At 73.4% G+C, this 13,151-nt stretch carries 16 protein-coding genes; 6 read left to right on the forward strand and 10 right to left on the reverse strand.

What is annotated here, in order from left to right:
* The 5 genes from DMB42_RS28660 to DMB42_RS28680 form a co-directional block, all read right to left on the reverse strand.
* Nucleotides 1-984: a hypothetical protein gene (locus DMB42_RS28660; protein WP_125638233.1), complete on the reverse strand. Its 984-nt coding sequence runs from the start codon at nucleotides 982-984 to the stop codon at nucleotides 1-3.
* Nucleotides 981-1,532, reverse strand: a complete 552-nt coding sequence (locus tag DMB42_RS28665; RefSeq protein WP_125638235.1) for an RNA polymerase sigma factor — start codon at nucleotides 1,530-1,532, stop codon at nucleotides 981-983. Before DMB42_RS28665 ends, DMB42_RS28660 begins: the two co-directional genes overlap by 4 nt.
* A gap of 114 nt (nucleotides 1,533-1,646) precedes the next feature.
* Nucleotides 1,647-2,048, reverse strand: a complete 402-nt coding sequence (locus DMB42_RS28670; protein WP_125638237.1) for a nuclear transport factor 2 family protein — start codon at nucleotides 2,046-2,048, stop codon at nucleotides 1,647-1,649.
* A gap of 44 nt (nucleotides 2,049-2,092) precedes the next feature.
* The gene (locus DMB42_RS28675; RefSeq protein WP_125638239.1) at nucleotides 2,093-2,755 is read right to left on the reverse strand and encodes a response regulator transcription factor; all 663 of its coding nucleotides are present in this window, start codon (nucleotides 2,753-2,755) and stop codon (nucleotides 2,093-2,095) included.
* Nucleotides 2,752-3,879, reverse strand: coding sequence for a sensor histidine kinase (locus tag DMB42_RS28680; protein ID WP_125638241.1), 1,128 nt, complete (start codon nucleotides 3,877-3,879; stop codon nucleotides 2,752-2,754). Before DMB42_RS28680 ends, DMB42_RS28675 begins: the two co-directional genes overlap by 4 nt.
* A 217-nt stretch (nucleotides 3,880-4,096) precedes the next feature.
* Between DMB42_RS28680 and DMB42_RS28685 the strand changes: the two genes are divergently transcribed.
* Nucleotides 4,097-4,477: a DUF6223 family protein gene (locus DMB42_RS28685; RefSeq protein ID WP_125638243.1), complete on the forward strand. Its 381-nt coding sequence runs from the start codon at nucleotides 4,097-4,099 to the stop codon at nucleotides 4,475-4,477.
* Nucleotides 4,478-4,516: 39 nt separating this feature from the next.
* Here the strand turns inward: DMB42_RS28685 and DMB42_RS28690 are convergent, their stop codons facing one another.
* Nucleotides 4,517-5,257, reverse strand: coding sequence for a GNAT family N-acetyltransferase (locus DMB42_RS28690; RefSeq protein ID WP_221762393.1), 741 nt, complete (start codon nucleotides 5,255-5,257; stop codon nucleotides 4,517-4,519).
* An 81-nt stretch (nucleotides 5,258-5,338) separates the two neighbouring features.
* Between DMB42_RS28690 and DMB42_RS28695 the strand changes: the two genes are divergently transcribed.
* The 3 genes from DMB42_RS28695 (at nucleotide 5,339) to DMB42_RS28705 (ending at nucleotide 7,398) form a co-directional block, all read left to right on the forward strand.
* Complete coding sequence (locus DMB42_RS28695; protein ID WP_125638245.1) at nucleotides 5,339-5,842, forward strand: carbonic anhydrase; 504 nt, start codon at nucleotides 5,339-5,341, stop codon at nucleotides 5,840-5,842.
* Between the two features lie 93 nt (nucleotides 5,843-5,935).
* Entirely contained in the window at nucleotides 5,936-6,529 is a 594-nt protein-coding gene (locus tag DMB42_RS28700; protein WP_125638247.1) for a TetR/AcrR family transcriptional regulator, read from the forward strand.
* Nucleotides 6,526-7,398 carry an alpha/beta fold hydrolase gene (locus tag DMB42_RS28705; protein ID WP_125638249.1) on the forward strand — a complete coding sequence of 291 codons (873 nt, stop codon included), beginning with the start codon at nucleotides 6,526-6,528 and terminating at the stop codon, nucleotides 7,396-7,398. Before DMB42_RS28700 ends, DMB42_RS28705 begins: the two co-directional genes overlap by 4 nt.
* 900 nt (nucleotides 7,399-8,298) lie before the next feature.
* Here DMB42_RS28705 and DMB42_RS28710 read toward each other — a convergent pair.
* Both DMB42_RS28710 and DMB42_RS28715 read right to left on the reverse strand, forming a co-directional pair.
* A complete protein-coding gene (locus DMB42_RS28710; protein WP_125638251.1) occupies nucleotides 8,299-8,988 on the reverse strand; it encodes an ABC transporter ATP-binding protein in 690 nt (229 codons plus the stop codon).
* Nucleotides 8,985-10,052, reverse strand: a complete 1,068-nt coding sequence (locus DMB42_RS28715) for an ABC transporter permease (protein WP_125638253.1) — start codon at nucleotides 10,050-10,052, stop codon at nucleotides 8,985-8,987. Before DMB42_RS28715 ends, DMB42_RS28710 begins: the two co-directional genes overlap by 4 nt.
* A 149-nt stretch (nucleotides 10,053-10,201) precedes the next feature.
* Between DMB42_RS28715 and DMB42_RS28720 the strand changes: the two genes are divergently transcribed.
* Together DMB42_RS28720 and DMB42_RS28725 are read left to right on the forward strand one after the other, a co-directional pair.
* Nucleotides 10,202-11,389, forward strand: coding sequence for a sensor histidine kinase (locus DMB42_RS28720; protein WP_125638255.1), 1,188 nt, complete (start codon nucleotides 10,202-10,204; stop codon nucleotides 11,387-11,389).
* Complete coding sequence (locus DMB42_RS28725) at nucleotides 11,386-12,009, forward strand: response regulator transcription factor (protein WP_125638257.1); 624 nt, start codon at nucleotides 11,386-11,388, stop codon at nucleotides 12,007-12,009. The genes DMB42_RS28720 and DMB42_RS28725 overlap by 4 nt, the downstream gene beginning before the upstream one ends.
* An 11-nt stretch (nucleotides 12,010-12,020) precedes the next feature.
* Here the strand turns inward: DMB42_RS28725 and DMB42_RS28730 are convergent, their stop codons facing one another.
* Together DMB42_RS28730 and DMB42_RS28735 are read right to left on the reverse strand one after the other, a co-directional pair.
* Nucleotides 12,021-12,428: a hypothetical protein gene (locus tag DMB42_RS28730; protein WP_125638259.1), complete on the reverse strand. Its 408-nt coding sequence runs from the start codon at nucleotides 12,426-12,428 to the stop codon at nucleotides 12,021-12,023.
* The gene (locus tag DMB42_RS28735; RefSeq protein WP_125638261.1) at nucleotides 12,425-13,042 is read right to left on the reverse strand and encodes a TetR/AcrR family transcriptional regulator; all 618 of its coding nucleotides are present in this window, start codon (nucleotides 13,040-13,042) and stop codon (nucleotides 12,425-12,427) included. Before DMB42_RS28735 ends, DMB42_RS28730 begins: the two co-directional genes overlap by 4 nt.
* Nucleotides 13,043-13,151 lie beyond the last annotated feature (109 nt).

Below are 13,151 nucleotides of genomic sequence, written 5' to 3' on the forward strand. Positions count from 1 at the left end.
TCAGGAGGCGGGCGGGGGCGCGCTGCCGTTGTAGAACGGGTTCTCGGGCAGCCGCTCGGAGGTGACGAGCAGCCGGATCACGCCGGCCTTCACCTGCCAGGCGTTCCAGACCGTCCAGTCCGGGCGGACCCGGCCGTCGGGCAGCGGCTCGAAGGACAGGCCGCCCGTCGCCGCGTCGACGCGGACGAGGCTGAACGTCGCCGACAGGCCGCGCCTGCGCGCCTCGGCCAGCACGTCGGCCACGGGGCGGCCGTTCCGCAGCCGGACCCCGTCGAACATCTCCCCGGGCGCCATGGCCGAGTCGAAGTTCGTGTACTCCTCGCCCGGCCTCGCCTGGCGTCCCAGCCTGACGTCGACCTGGCCGGTGAACGCGGCGGGGATGCGCATGACCATGACGCATCCGGCGTCCTGCCCCGGTCGGCAGTCCTTCGGGGTCGTCCCCATCGAGAGCGGGACGCCGTCGAAGCGGGGACCGGAGGGGTCAGGCTCGGTCGTCGGGTCGGGGCCGGAGGACTTCCCGCCCGTGATGATCGCGCCGAGGATCTTCCCCACGCCGCCCGGCGAGACGGGCACCGGGCGCAGGCTGACGTTCAGGCCGACCGCGTGGAAGGCCTGTGTGTACGCGCCGTGCTCGGCGAACGGGTCCTTGATGCGGGCGACGTACTGGTCGCCTTCCCTGCGGATCTCCATGGCGGAGTTGGCGTAGGACGCCGCCACGCCGCGGCCGTCCTCCAGCAGGCTCGGGCCCACCACGAAGCCCGCGGCGAGCACGGACGCGGCAACCAGGCCCAGCGCGAGACGCCGGGGCGGGCGCCTGGCGGCGGGCGTCCGGGTGATCGTCCGGGCGGGCCCACCGGGCTCTTCGGACCTGATCGAGGTCAGCAACGCGCGTGCCCCCGTGCCCGCCGCGTGGCTGTCCGGCCTGCCGGGCCGCACCCGCGACAGCGGCCTCAGCAGCTCGTTGATCTCATCGGTGTTCCTCACGACGACCTCCCCGCCGGGATCATCCGGCTTGCTGTGGTGAACAGGACACCGGCCTCGTCGAGCGCGCGCGAGAAGCGCCTGCGGGCGCGGTAGAGCCTGATGCGTACGGCGTTGCGGGACAGGCCCAGCATCGCGGCGATCTCGTCGCGGCCCAGGCCCTCCCAGGCGACCAGTGACAGCAGCTCGCGGTCGTCGTCGGACAGGCCGCGGAACACCGCGCCGATCACGTTGAGCTCGACGCTGCTGCCGCTGTGGTCGCCGTACAGGTCGGCGAGCTCGGCGTCCAGCTCGACGCTGCTCAGCCGCTGCCGGGCCGTGCTGCGGCGGTGGTCGGCCAGCACCTTGCGCGCCACGCCGTACAGCCAGAGCTTGGCCTCCTGTCCGGGCGGCAGGTCGGCCACCCGGCGCCAGGCGATGGCGTAGGTCTCCGCGACGACGTCGGCCGCGTCCTGCGGGGAGTCGCAACGGCGCGCGGCGTAGGCGGCGATCTGGTCGAATGTCTCCCGGTAGACGGCCTCGAACCTGGCCGCCCCGTCGTCGTCATCCACGGGCGACTCCCATGGTTGATCTCCTTGTCAGTACGAAACCAATGGACATCTCCTTACATGGCGAGAGATGGCCCACCATTTCGTACGAACCTCGGAAATCTCCGGGAAGTCGCCCTACTCCGGGATCCTGGGCTGGTCGATCGCCCACAACCACGTGCCGTCGGGCTGGCGGCGGGCCACCTCGACGGTGACGCCGCCGTCGGGCAGGCGGACCGAGGTGAGGGCGAGGTCGCCGTTGCGCAGGGTGGGCTGCTGCCGTCCGGGGGTGAAGGCGGGCCTGTCGGCGACCAGGTGAGTGTAGGCCCGGCGGATCTCGTCGCTGCCCGTGGCGACCCCGCCGTCCGGCAGGGCGAGCACCGCGCCGGGCTCGTAGAGAGCCACCAGGCCCTCGACGTCGCCGGCGTTGAGCCGTTCCACGACGAACCGGCTCAGATCCTCCGGCCGCTCGGCCCGCTTCCCGCTGTCCGTCACCTGTGACTCCCGTCCGCCGTGCTGGTCCTGACGGCAGGTGATCATGCCAGGCGGGTACGACAAAGCCGCCCGGTCAGGGGCTCGGCCGGTCAGAGGGTTCCCGGGACGACGAGGCCCGACTCGTAGGCGAGCACGACGAGCTGGGCCCGGTCACGGGCGCGCAGCTTGGCCATGGCCCGGTTGACGTGCGTCTTCGCGGTCAGCGAGCTGATCGTCATGCGGTCGGCGACCTGCTCGTTGGACAGGCCCTGGGCGACCAGGGCGACGGCCTCGCGTTCGCGCTTGGTCAGCCCCTCCAGCCCCCTGCCGGCGCCCGTTCGGGGCGGCTGGGTGACGTACCGGTCGATCAGCATGCGGGTGATCGACGGGGCGAGCAGCGCGTCACCCCGGGCGGCGACGCGTACGGCGTGCAGGAAGTCCTCCGGGACGATGTCCTTGACGAGGAATCCGGCCGCGCCGGCGCGCAGCGCGTTGAAGACGTACTCGTCGAAGCCGTAGTTGGTGAGGATGACGACGTGCACCCCGGCCAGGTCAGGGTCCGCGGCGATGCGCCGGGTGGCCTCGATGCCGTCGACGACCGGCATCTGGATGTCGATGAGCGCGACGTCGGGCCGGTGCTCCCTGACCAGGGCCAGGCCCTCCTGCCCGTCTGAGGCCTCGGCCACCACCTCGATGTCGTCCTCCAGGTCGAGGAGGGCGCGGAAGCCGCTGCGGAGCAGGGGCTGATCGTCGACCAGCAGGACCCGGATCATGACGGCCGGTCCACGGGAAGCTCGGCCCGTACGCTGAACCCGCCCTCGCCGCGCGGCGCCGCGCGCAGGCTGCCGCCGAGGGCGGTGACCCGTTCCCGCATGCCGAGCAGGCCGACGCCGGGCACCGGGACCGTGTCCGGCGTGGCCGTGCCGTCGTCCTCGACCTGCACCGCGAGGGCGCCGGGACGGTAGTGGATGCGGACCGACGCGGTCGCGGCCGCGGCGTGCCGGGCGACGTTGGTCAGCGACTCCTGGACGATCCGGTACGCGGTCCGGTCCACGGCGGCGGGCACGTCCCAGCGTTCCCCCTCGATCGTCAGGGTCGCGGACAGGCCGGTCGCCCGAGCGCGTTCGACCAGCTCCGGGACCTGGTCGAGCCCTCTCGGCGGGCTCGGGTCGTCCTCGCGCAACGCCTCCAGGGTCGCGCGCAGCTCCCGGGTCGCCTCACGCCCGGCCTCCTGGATGGCCAGCAGGGCGTCGGGCACCTGTTCGCCGCGTTTGCGTGCCACGTGCACGGCGACCTCGGCCTGCACCTTGATGATCGAGATCTGGTGGGTGAGCGAGTCGTGCAGCTCACGGGCGATGCGCACCCGTTCCTCCTCGGCCCGCCGACGGGCGGTCTCCTCGCGGGTGCGCTCGGCTTCCTCGGCCCGCCGTTCGGCCTGCCGCAGCGCCTCGCCCGCGGCGCCGGCCGCGACCAGCCAGGCCAGCTCAAGGGCGCCCCTGGCCTGGGCGAACGCCTCGCCGGTGTCGTGCAGGCCCGAGGCCAGCGCCGCGAGGGGGAGCAGGGCCAGCACGAGCACGCTGGTCACGACGGTGACGACGGGCCTGCCCGCGCGTACGGCCGCGTACACGGCGAACAGGTACGCGACCGCCGGGACGTCGAAACCGGCCGCCTGATAGGCCACGGCGCACAGGCCGGTGACGGCCAGGACGGCGACCGGGGCCCGGCGGCGCGCGGCCAGCGCCAGCCCGCCGCCCGCCAGCAGCGCGCGGCCGAGCAGGTCGAGGTACGTCGTGGCGCCCCCGCCGGAAAGGCCGGTGACCAGCAGCGCCGCGGCCACCCCGGTGGCGATCACCCAGTCGGCGGCGGCGGGCGGGACACCTGACCATCCTGTTCTCATGCGCGCACCCTAGCCCGGCGCGCGCCCCGGGTCGCTCCCGCGCGGGGATGATCCTCCGGCTACCGCGGACGCGGTATCCCCGCTGCTCCTACGACGTCCGCGGTAGCCGGCTGCGGCGCCGGCGGCAGCGCGAAGGGCCGCCGAGCGCCGGACGACCCGGGGCGGGGCCGGGGGACATGCTCGTACGACAGCCGAAGTCCCGGAGAAGGAGTCGTCCATGTCCGCCAGCCACCTGCTCGCCGCCGTCCAGCCGGACCCCGCCATCTCCTACCTGACCACCGGACGCACCTGGTCCCTGGTGGCGATCCTGCTCGACCTGGCGGGCGCGGTCGCCGGAGGTCGCGCCCTGGCCCGCTCCCGGGGCCGGGCCGCGAACGGCCGGCGCGGCGCCGTCGTGGCCCTGGGGGGAGGACTGGCCGGCGTGGTCATCGGCGGGCTGGTCGTGGCCGCCGCCAAGGGCGGCCCCGGGACCGGTTACGGAATCGTCGGCGGCTACGTGGCCCTCGTGGTGGGGGTGGTCGCGCTGGCCCTCGGCGGGCTGATCCTGGCCCGTGCCCGCCGCCTCACCGACGGGCGCGGCCGGCCCGGCGGGTCGTGAGCACGCGGACGCCGCAGTGCGGCGACCCGGCCGGTGCGGTCACCGGGCGGGCGCCCGTACGGAGTGGAACGTCGTGGTGCGGCGCAGCCGGAAGCCGAGCCGTTCGTAGAGGCGGATGGCGTTCGTGTTGCTCGCCGCGGCGTGCAGGAACGGCGTCTGCCCGCGCGCCCGGACGCCCGCGGCGACCGCGCGGACGAGGCGCGCCGCCAGGCCCTGCCCGCGGTGGGCCGGATGGGTGCAGACGGCGCTGATCTCGGTCCAGCCCGGCGGGCTCAGGCGTTCGCCCGCCATCGCGACCAGCTCGCCGCGGCGGCGGACGCCGAGGTAGTGGCCCAGCTCGATGGTGCGCGGCAGGAACGGCCCCGGCCTGGTCAGCTCGACCAGGGCGAGCATCTCCGGCACGTCGGCCCCGGTGAGCCGGACCGCCTCCTCGTCCGGAGCCGTGGCCACGGCGTCGCCGGTCAGCTGCACACCCGCCCCGCGTGCCACGACCTCCCACCCGGCGGGCGGCGTGAGCTCCGCGGCCGAGCACGAGACCAGCCCGCCCGGCCCCACCAGCGCCGCCGCGTCGGCCCAGTCACGCTCGGTGAGGGACTCGGGCAGGGCCACGAAGGGTGAGACGTCGGGAGGGTAACGAAGCACGTCCCCGCGCCGTTCGGCGAAACGGGCGTGCGGGCCGGTCAGTGAGGAGCGGGCCGGGTTGTCCAGCGGGTGCGGGGGCGCGCCCTCCAGGGGCGCGGAGGTCCGTACGGAGGAGTCGCTGCCGAAGAGGGGGCGCACACCGAGACAATAACATGTATAGTCAGTAGGGAATGTCGATTATTCTCGCGGACCGTCAGCGCGCGACAGGAAAGGCCCCCCATGAGCGTCATCGACCAGCTGATCGCCAACTCCGAGCGCTATGCCGCCTCCTTCGACGCCGGCGACCTGCCGCTGCCGCCCGCCCGGGGCGTGGCCGTGCTGGCCTGCATGGACGCCCGGCTCAACGTCTATGGCCTGCTCGGGCTGCGCGAGGGCGACGCGCACGTGATCCGCAACGCCGGCGTCGGGCTCACCGCCGGCGAACGCCGCAGCCTGGCCATCAGCCAGCGCCTCCTGGGCACCCGCGAGATCATCCTCATCCACCACACCGACTGCGGAATGCTGACGTTCACCGACGACGGCTTCAAGAACGACATCTACCAGGAGGTGGGCGTCAAGCCCGACTGGTCCGCCGAGGCGTTCCAGGACCTGGAGGCGGACGTGCGCCAGTCGATCAGGCGCATCCAGGCCGACCCGTTCATCCCGCACAAGGACTCCGTGCGCGGGTTCGTCTACGACGTGACCACGGGCGGCCTGAGCGAGGTCAAGCCGGAAACTGCCTGATCAGCCGGATGCGTTCTGCCGGGATTGCGATCCTAGGGGCATTAGGTTTAGGCTAGTGACATTAGCTTGAATCGAATGTGACTAGGTGAACCCATGATCCGTGCTGGACTGACAGCCGATCGCGTGACGCTCGCGGCCGCCGAACTGGCGGACGAGGTCGGGCTCGACCACGTGACCATGTCGGCGGTGGCGCGCCGGCTCGGCGTGAAGGACGCCAGCCTCTACGTGCACGTACGCAACCTGGAGGACCTGCGCGGGCGCGTCGCGCTGCTGGGCGCCGACGAGAAGACCATCCGCATCGCCGAGGCCATCGCCGGGCGGGCCGGGAAGGACGCGCTCATGGCGTACGCCGACGCCTGGCGGGCCTACGCCCACGAGCACCCGGGCCGGTACACGGCGACGCAGATCCCGATGCGGATCGACCCCGACCTCGCCGCCCAGGCCGCCGGGCCCCGGCGCGCGATCGAGCTGACCTACAGCATGCTGCGCGCGTACCGGCTGGAGGAGCCCGACCTGACGGACGCGGTCCGGCTCATGCGCAGCATGTTGCACGGTTTCGTCAGCCTGGAGGCCGCCGGCGGGTTCGCGCACGCGCGCCCGGCGGAGGACTCCTGGCGGCGGTGCCTCGACGCCGTGCACAACGCCCTGGAGCACTGGCCCGCACCCCGTGAAGGAGGCTCGGAATGACCGGCCCGACCATCGGCCACCTGCGCGTCGACGGCGCCACCCTGCGCTACGAGGTGCGCGGGAGCGGCCCCCTGCTGCTGCTGATCCCCGGCGGCACGGGCGGCGCGGCCGCCTTCGACGGCGTCGCCGACGCCCTGGCCGCCGATCACACGGTCGCCTCCTACGATCCGCGCGGCCTGTCCCGCAGCCCGCTGGACGATCCCGGTGAACCGCAGCGCGTTGAACAGCACGCCGACGACGCCTACCGGCTGCTGGAGCTGCTGTCGCCCGGCGCGCCCGGCCTCGTGGCGGCCTGCAGTTCGGGGGCGATCGCCGCGCTGCACCTGCTCACCACCCGTCCAGAACGGGTGGAACGCCTGGTCGCGCACGAGCCGCCGGTGGTGGAGGTACTGCCGGACGCCGCCGAGCATCGCGCGCTGCTGGCCCGCGTCCAGGACACCTTCCGCCGGGAGGGGCTGATGCCGGCGGCGGCCGTGTTCGCGGCCGGTCTCAGGCGGCCGGGCGACGATCCCGCCGACGTCCCGGCGGCCACCCCGCAGCCTGAGCTGTCGGCGGAGGCGGCGGCCCGGGTGCGGCGCACGATGGGGGACATGCCCTACTTCCTCGGGCAGATCGTGCCGAGTTTCATGGCCTACGTCCCCGACCTGGATCGCCTTCAGGAGGTGTCGGGGCGGCTCGTGCTCGCGGGCGGAACGGACTCGCGCGGCGAACTGCCCTACCGGCCCGCGGCCTTCCTGGCCGAACGACTCGGCACGCCGTTCGTGCACTTCCCGGGCGGGCACACCGGTCTCAGCACGCACCCGGCCGAGTTCGGGGAACTGCTCGCGCAGGTCCTGAGGAGCGGCGAGCGGTCAGTGGTGTCGAGGTAGCCGACGGCGGCGGCGAGCAGGGACGTCCCCCACAACAGGAACACCGGGTAGGTCGCCGCGAACCCCCAGCTCCCGTCGAGGACCCCGGCTCCGCCGCCGGGCGCGCACGTACCAGTGACGCCGAAGGCCAGGCAGGTCGTCATCATGGCGCCGTACTGACCGACCAGGAGGCCGACGGCCGCCGCCGGGACGACGGCCAGGGCACGCGGCACCCGCCGCCCACCGGCGAACGGCACCCGTTCCGGGACGACCTGCCCCCAACGGCTGATCAGCCCCAGCGTGAGCAGCCCGCCGAACACCGGCCCGGCGACGAGCAACACCCAGAACACCGCCGAGCCGCCCAGCTCCGCCAGGCCGGAGCGGGAGCCGCCGCCCACACCGAGCGGCACGCCCATTCCCCACAGCAGGTGCGGAACCGAGAAGCCCAGCACCGGCACGGCGGCCGCCGTCCAGGTCGCCGCCCTGGCCCAGGGGGCGGGACGGACCGTCCCGCCGTCCTGGGACACGCGCGCCCGCGCGGACGTACGCGAGCCATGGCGGACGGTCGCCAGGGCCAGCACCACCCCCAGTACGGCGAGCAGCGACTGCCGGGCGAGGGCGGGGTCGTCGAACTTGCCGAAGGCCAGCCGCATGACCAGGTTCCCGGGCGCCACCAGCGCGAGCGCGGCCGAGGCGGCCCAGCCCGCGGCCAGCAGCGCCGGCCGTACGTGTGCTCTCATGGCCGCCCACGCTAGGGCGCGGCCCCTGCTCCCGGTCTCCCTCCCGCGAGTGAGAGTGCTCCCTCGCACGGGTCACTTCAGCGCGCCCGTCGTCATGCCCGTTCCCGTGGGCCGACGGCGCCGAGCAGACCTCGCGGCCGTCGTCGACCCCGACCTCGTGGTCATCGGCCCGGCCGGATGATCAGTGGGCCCGCGGCGGCGTCCCCTCGGCGAGCCTGCCGTCGCTCATGGTCAGGACGGTGTCCACCGCCGCCAGCGTGGCCAGGTCGTGCGTGACCATGACGGTGGCCAGATCGTTCTTCCTGGTGAGGTCGGCCAGCAGGGAGACGACGCGCTCGCCCCGATGGTGGTCGAGCGCGCTGGTCGGCTCGTCGACCAGCAGGACCTCGGGGGAGTTCATCAGCGCGCGGGCGATGTTGACACGCTGGCGCTCGCCCCCGGACAACTGGTGCGGGCGCTTGTGCTCCTTGCCGCCCAGGTCGACGGCGAGCAGCAGCTCCCGCGCCCGCTCGGCCGCCGTACGGGGGGATTCGCCGGCCAGGTGCGCCATCACCAGGAGCTGGTCGAGCGCGGTGAGCGAGGGCAGCAGGTTGGCCTGCTGGAACACGATGCCGACGTGGTCGCGGCGCACCTTGGTCCGGGCCGCCTGACCGGCCCGCGAGACGTCCTGCCCGGCGATGCTGACGCCGCCCGACGCGGGCGTGACGAGCGTGGCGGCGACGGCGAGCAGGCTGGACTTGCCCGAGCCGGACGGGCCGACCACCGCGGCGAACTCGCCCGGCGCGACGGCCAGGCTGACGTGGTCGAGCGCGGTCAGCGTACGGTCGCCGTCGGGGTAGGTCAGGACGACGTCCGTGAGCTTGAGGGTCATCGGGAGGCTCCCAGGGCGGTCAGCGGGTCGACGGAGGTGATCTTGCGGATGGCCAGCGCGGCCCCGGCGGCCCCGAGCAGGACCAGCACCGCCACCGGCACGACGGTGGTGGCCGCCGACAACACGAACGGCACGGTCCCCTCGGCCAGCGCGCCGAGTCCCGCCCCGAGCAGGCCGCCGGCGGCCGCCCCGGCGAGCAGCACGACGACCGCCTGGGCGAGGGCGTCCCGCAGCAGGTAGCCGGTGCTCGCGCCGAGCGCCTTGAGCACGGCGACGTCGCCGCGCCGCTGGATCGTCCAGACGGTGAAGAAGGCGCCGATGACCAGGGCCGAGATCGCGAACAGGAAACCGCGCATGAGCTGGAGCGAGCCGTTCTCGGAGGAGAACGAGCCGATCGCGGCGGGCGCGTCGGACAGCGGGACCGTCGTGGTGCCGATCCTGGCGTCGGCCGCGTCCAGGTCGGCCGACACGGCCGTTGTCAGGGCCAGGACGGTCGCCACGGTGGCGGCGTCCCCACGGCGGGCCATTTGCTGCCAGTCGCCGATCTCGATCCAGGCGACGGGAGTGTGGCTGTAGGACGCCTCGTCCCCGATGCCGGAGACGGTGAAGTCCTCGCCGGCGATCTGTACCGTGTCGCCGGACTTCAGCCCGGTGCCGGTCGCGAGCGCGGCGGACAGGACGATCCCGCCCGCGCCGACGGGCCGCCCCTGGGCGAGCGCGCCGCCCGGCTGGACGCCGAAGAGCGCCGCCGCGGTGCTCCGCTCGTCGCCGTAGGCGAGTCTCGACATGGAGACGCCCAGTCGTTCGACGGCGTCGCCGGCCACCTGCCGCCAGTCCTGCCAGGTCCGGTCGGTGATACGGCTGTCGGCGAAGGCCGGTTTCTCCGCGCCGTCGAAGACGAGGTGGGCGGCGGGCAGGCCCTCCACGGCCGAGACGTTCTCCCGGGCCAGCCCGGCGGTCAGGCCGGACAACATGGTCACCAGGAGGGTGATGAGGAAGACGACGGTGCCCATCAGGGCGAACCGTCCCTTGGCGAAGCGCAGGTCTCTGAGCGCCACGAACACGGCGCATCCCCCGTTGCGGTTGAAGGGAATGTTGACGGTTCTCAGCGTGGGTTCGCCTGGTTCGTCCGCACATCGTGCATGCGGGCCGCCCGAAATACTTCTTTTGGACGATTTGCTGGTGGGGGGCTGTCCCATACTCTGGGTGAGAGATGTCTGACTATCCGTTCCCGCCCACCCTCCGGCTGCTCCGATGGACCGTGCACGGCACGTTCGCGATCCTCCTGGTGATCGCGCTGGCCGGGGTCGCCGGGAAGGGGCGGCCCGCGCTGGTGCTGGGCGGGGTGCTCCTCGGGGCGCTCTACGCGGCGGGCATCGTGATCGAGGGACGGCTGCCGCACTTCGGCGGGACGACGCACCTGCGGCTGGGCCGCGTCTGGCTGGTGCTGACCACGGCCGGATGGGCGGCGCTCGCCCTGGCCGCGCCGCAGTTCGTCTGGCTGGCCTTCCCGCTCTTCTTCGCCCACCTCCACCTGCTGCCCCTGGCGGTCGCGTTGCCGGGCGTGGCGGCGCTGACCGTCGCGGCCGTCCTGGCCGCCGCCTGGCACGAGGGCCGGCTGACCGCCGCCCTGGTCGTCGGGCCGACGATCGGCGCCGCCGTGGCCACCCTGATGGCGATGGTCTACAAGGCGCTGCACGCCGAGAGCGAGGAACGCCGCCTGCTGATCGACGACCTGGTCCGCACCAGGGGCAAGCTGCTCCAGGCGGAGGGCGACGCCGTACGGCTGGCCGAGCGCGAACGCCTGGCCAGGGAGATCCACGACACGCTGGCGCAGGGCATGTCCAGCATCATCCTGCTCCTGCGTGCCGCCCGGAGGGACCTGGCCGACGACCTCCCGGCCGCCGAACGCCGCATCACCGAGGCGGCGGACGCGGCCAAGGAGAACCTGGAGGAGGCACGCAACTTCGTCCGGGCCCTGGCTCCGCCGGCGTTGCAACAGGCGTCGCTGGCCGCGGCCCTGCACAGGATCAGCGACTCCGCCGTGGCGGGCACACCCGTACGGGCCCGCTTCGAGATCTCCGGCACCCCGGCGCCGCTGCCCGCCGACTACGACGCCACGCTGCTCCGCATCGCCCAGGGCGCGCTGGGCAACGTCAGCCGGCACTCCGGAGCCGGTCACGCCGGGGTGACCCTCACGTACCTGGACGACGTGGTCATGCTGGACGTCTACGACGACGGCCGGGGGTTCGACCCCGGCGGCGCGACCGGGTTCGGCCTGCGCGCGATGCGTGAACGGGTGAGCGCCCTGGGCGGCAGCCTCACCGTGGAGTCGGCTCCCGGCGAGGGTACGGCCGTCGTGGCCACCCTGCCGCTGCCGCCCCGGGAGTCGGCGTCGTGATCCGGATCGTCCTGGTGGACGACCACCCCGTCGTACGCTCCGGGCTGCGCGCCATGCTCGCCGGGCAGCCCGACTTCGACCTGGTCGGCGAGGCCGCCACAGGGGAGGAGGGCGTGGAACTGGCCGGCGCGCTCACGCCCGACGTCGTGCTGATGGATCTCCGGCTCGGTACGGGCATGCACGGCAGCGAGGCGACCCGCCGGATCGTGGCACTGGGCGGGCCGCGGGTCCTGGTGCTGACCACGTTCGACACCGACGCCGACATCGTGGCCGCCGTCGAGTCGGGCGCGACCGGCTACCTGCTCAAGGACGCCCCGTCGGACGACCTGCACGCCGCCATCCGCTCGGCCGCCGCGGGCGCGGGCGCCCAGCCGGTGGGCGTGGCCGCCCGCCTGATGGGCCGGGTCCGGGCGCCCGACACCGCCCTGAGCCCGCGCGAGCTGGAGGTGCTCGCGCACGTCGCCGCCGGGTTGTCCAACCGGCAGATCAGCAAGGCGATGTTCCTCAGCGAGACGACGGTCAAGACCCATCTGGCGCACATCTACACCAAGCTGGACGTGGACTCCCGTACCGCGGCGGTCGCGGCGGCCTCCAGGAGGGGGCTCATCCGTACCCCTTGAGCGGGGGGCGATCACTTCCCGTTGGACGGGCCCGCGGCGCGGAAGGCGAGGATCGCCGCGGCGAGCAGGAGAATCCCGCACACACCCTGCTCGGCGACCATCCAGCCCGGCAGCGGCAGGAACAGCAGCACGCCCACCACCGCGACGATGATCACGACGAGCACGATCCGCAGGCGCAGGAGCGCCCGGTCGCCTCCGTGCTGGGCGCGGCGGGCGAAGGCGAGGGTGAGGATCGACGTCGCGGCCACGATGATGCCGCGCCCCCATGCCTCGTCGGTGACGAGCGAGGGCGCGACGCCGGACAGGACGGCGATCGCCACGATGGTCAGCAGGCTGAGCGTGGTGTAGGCGGCGACCAGGAGCATCGCCGCGTGCAGGCCGGGACGGGGCAGCGCGTCGGAGGGGTTCGGGTTGCTCATGAGGCGTCCTTGGAGGTGAGGGGGGCCGGCTGGACGGCGCGCAGGAAGAGCGCGGCGGCCTCGCGGATGTAGTGCTCGTGGTCCAGCTCGGGGTGGGCGAGGAAATAGGACGCCGCCCCGTCGACGATGGCGCGGATCGACAGGGCGGTGACCTCGGGGTCGAACTCGCCGAACTCGCCGTTCTCCTGCCCTGACTGCAGCAGCCGCCGCAGCGGGGCGATCGCGTCGTCGAGTTGCACGGCGTGGACGGTGTCGGAGTTCATCAGGATCTGCTGGGTGGCTCCGACGTGCGCGGGGTGGAGCGTGATGAAGCGCAGGTTGGTCTCGATGTACGTGCGGAGCTTGTCCGTCGCGGTGTCGGCGGCGAGCAGGCGCTCGGCCATGTAGGCCGCGCCGGTCTCGAACAGCGCGCTGACGACCGCCTGGTAGAGCTCCTCCTTGGAGGAGAAGTGGTAGAGCGCGGTGCCCTTGCTGGTGCCCGCTTCGCGGGCGATGCGGTCCACCGAGGCGGCCCGGTAGCCGTCCCTGGTGATCACCTGGATCGCGGCGGTGATCAGGTCCTGGTGTCTGGCCCGCTGGGTACGCGTGGGCGCTCCCGATTCCTTTGACCGCATGGTCCAAAGTTAGACCGTATGGTCGAAAAATGCAAGAGGCGATGCGCGGCTGGACTCTCCCCCATTGGGAGGCCCCAGGCTGGGCGCGCGAACGAGGGGCCGCCGGCCC

The organism is Nonomuraea sp. WAC 01424 (genome assembly GCF_003947315.1).
GTDB lineage: Bacteria > Actinomycetota > Actinomycetes > Streptosporangiales > Streptosporangiaceae > Nonomuraea > Nonomuraea spiralis.

Excerpts from the sequence above, each read along its gene's own strand:
- DMB42_RS28670 (WP_125638237.1), bottom strand. The coding sequence starts at position 2,048 with ATGATCACCTGCCGTCAGGACCAGCACGGCGGACGGGAGTCACAGGTG.
- DMB42_RS28700 (WP_125638247.1), top strand. The coding sequence starts at position 5,936 with ATGATCCGTGCTGGACTGACAGCCGATCGCGTGACGCTCGCGGCCGCC.
- DMB42_RS28730 (WP_125638259.1), bottom strand. The coding sequence starts at position 12,428 with ATGAGCAACCCGAACCCCTCCGACGCGCTGCCCCGTCCCGGCCTGCAC.
- DMB42_RS28680 (WP_125638241.1), bottom strand. The coding sequence starts at position 3,879 with ATGAGAACAGGATGGTCAGGTGTCCCGCCCGCCGCCGCCGACTGGGTG.
- DMB42_RS28675 (WP_125638239.1), bottom strand. The coding sequence starts at position 2,755 with ATGATCCGGGTCCTGCTGGTCGACGATCAGCCCCTGCTCCGCAGCGGC.
- DMB42_RS28685 (WP_125638243.1), top strand. The coding sequence starts at position 4,097 with ATGTCCGCCAGCCACCTGCTCGCCGCCGTCCAGCCGGACCCCGCCATC.
- DMB42_RS28720 (WP_125638255.1), top strand. The coding sequence starts at position 10,202 with ATGTCTGACTATCCGTTCCCGCCCACCCTCCGGCTGCTCCGATGGACC.
- DMB42_RS28710 (WP_125638251.1), bottom strand. The coding sequence starts at position 8,988 with ATGACCCTCAAGCTCACGGACGTCGTCCTGACCTACCCCGACGGCGAC.
- DMB42_RS28705 (WP_125638249.1), top strand. The coding sequence starts at position 6,526 with ATGACCGGCCCGACCATCGGCCACCTGCGCGTCGACGGCGCCACCCTG.
- DMB42_RS28695 (WP_125638245.1), top strand. The coding sequence starts at position 5,339 with ATGAGCGTCATCGACCAGCTGATCGCCAACTCCGAGCGCTATGCCGCC.
- DMB42_RS28735 (WP_125638261.1), bottom strand. The coding sequence starts at position 13,042 with ATGCGGTCAAAGGAATCGGGAGCGCCCACGCGTACCCAGCGGGCCAGA.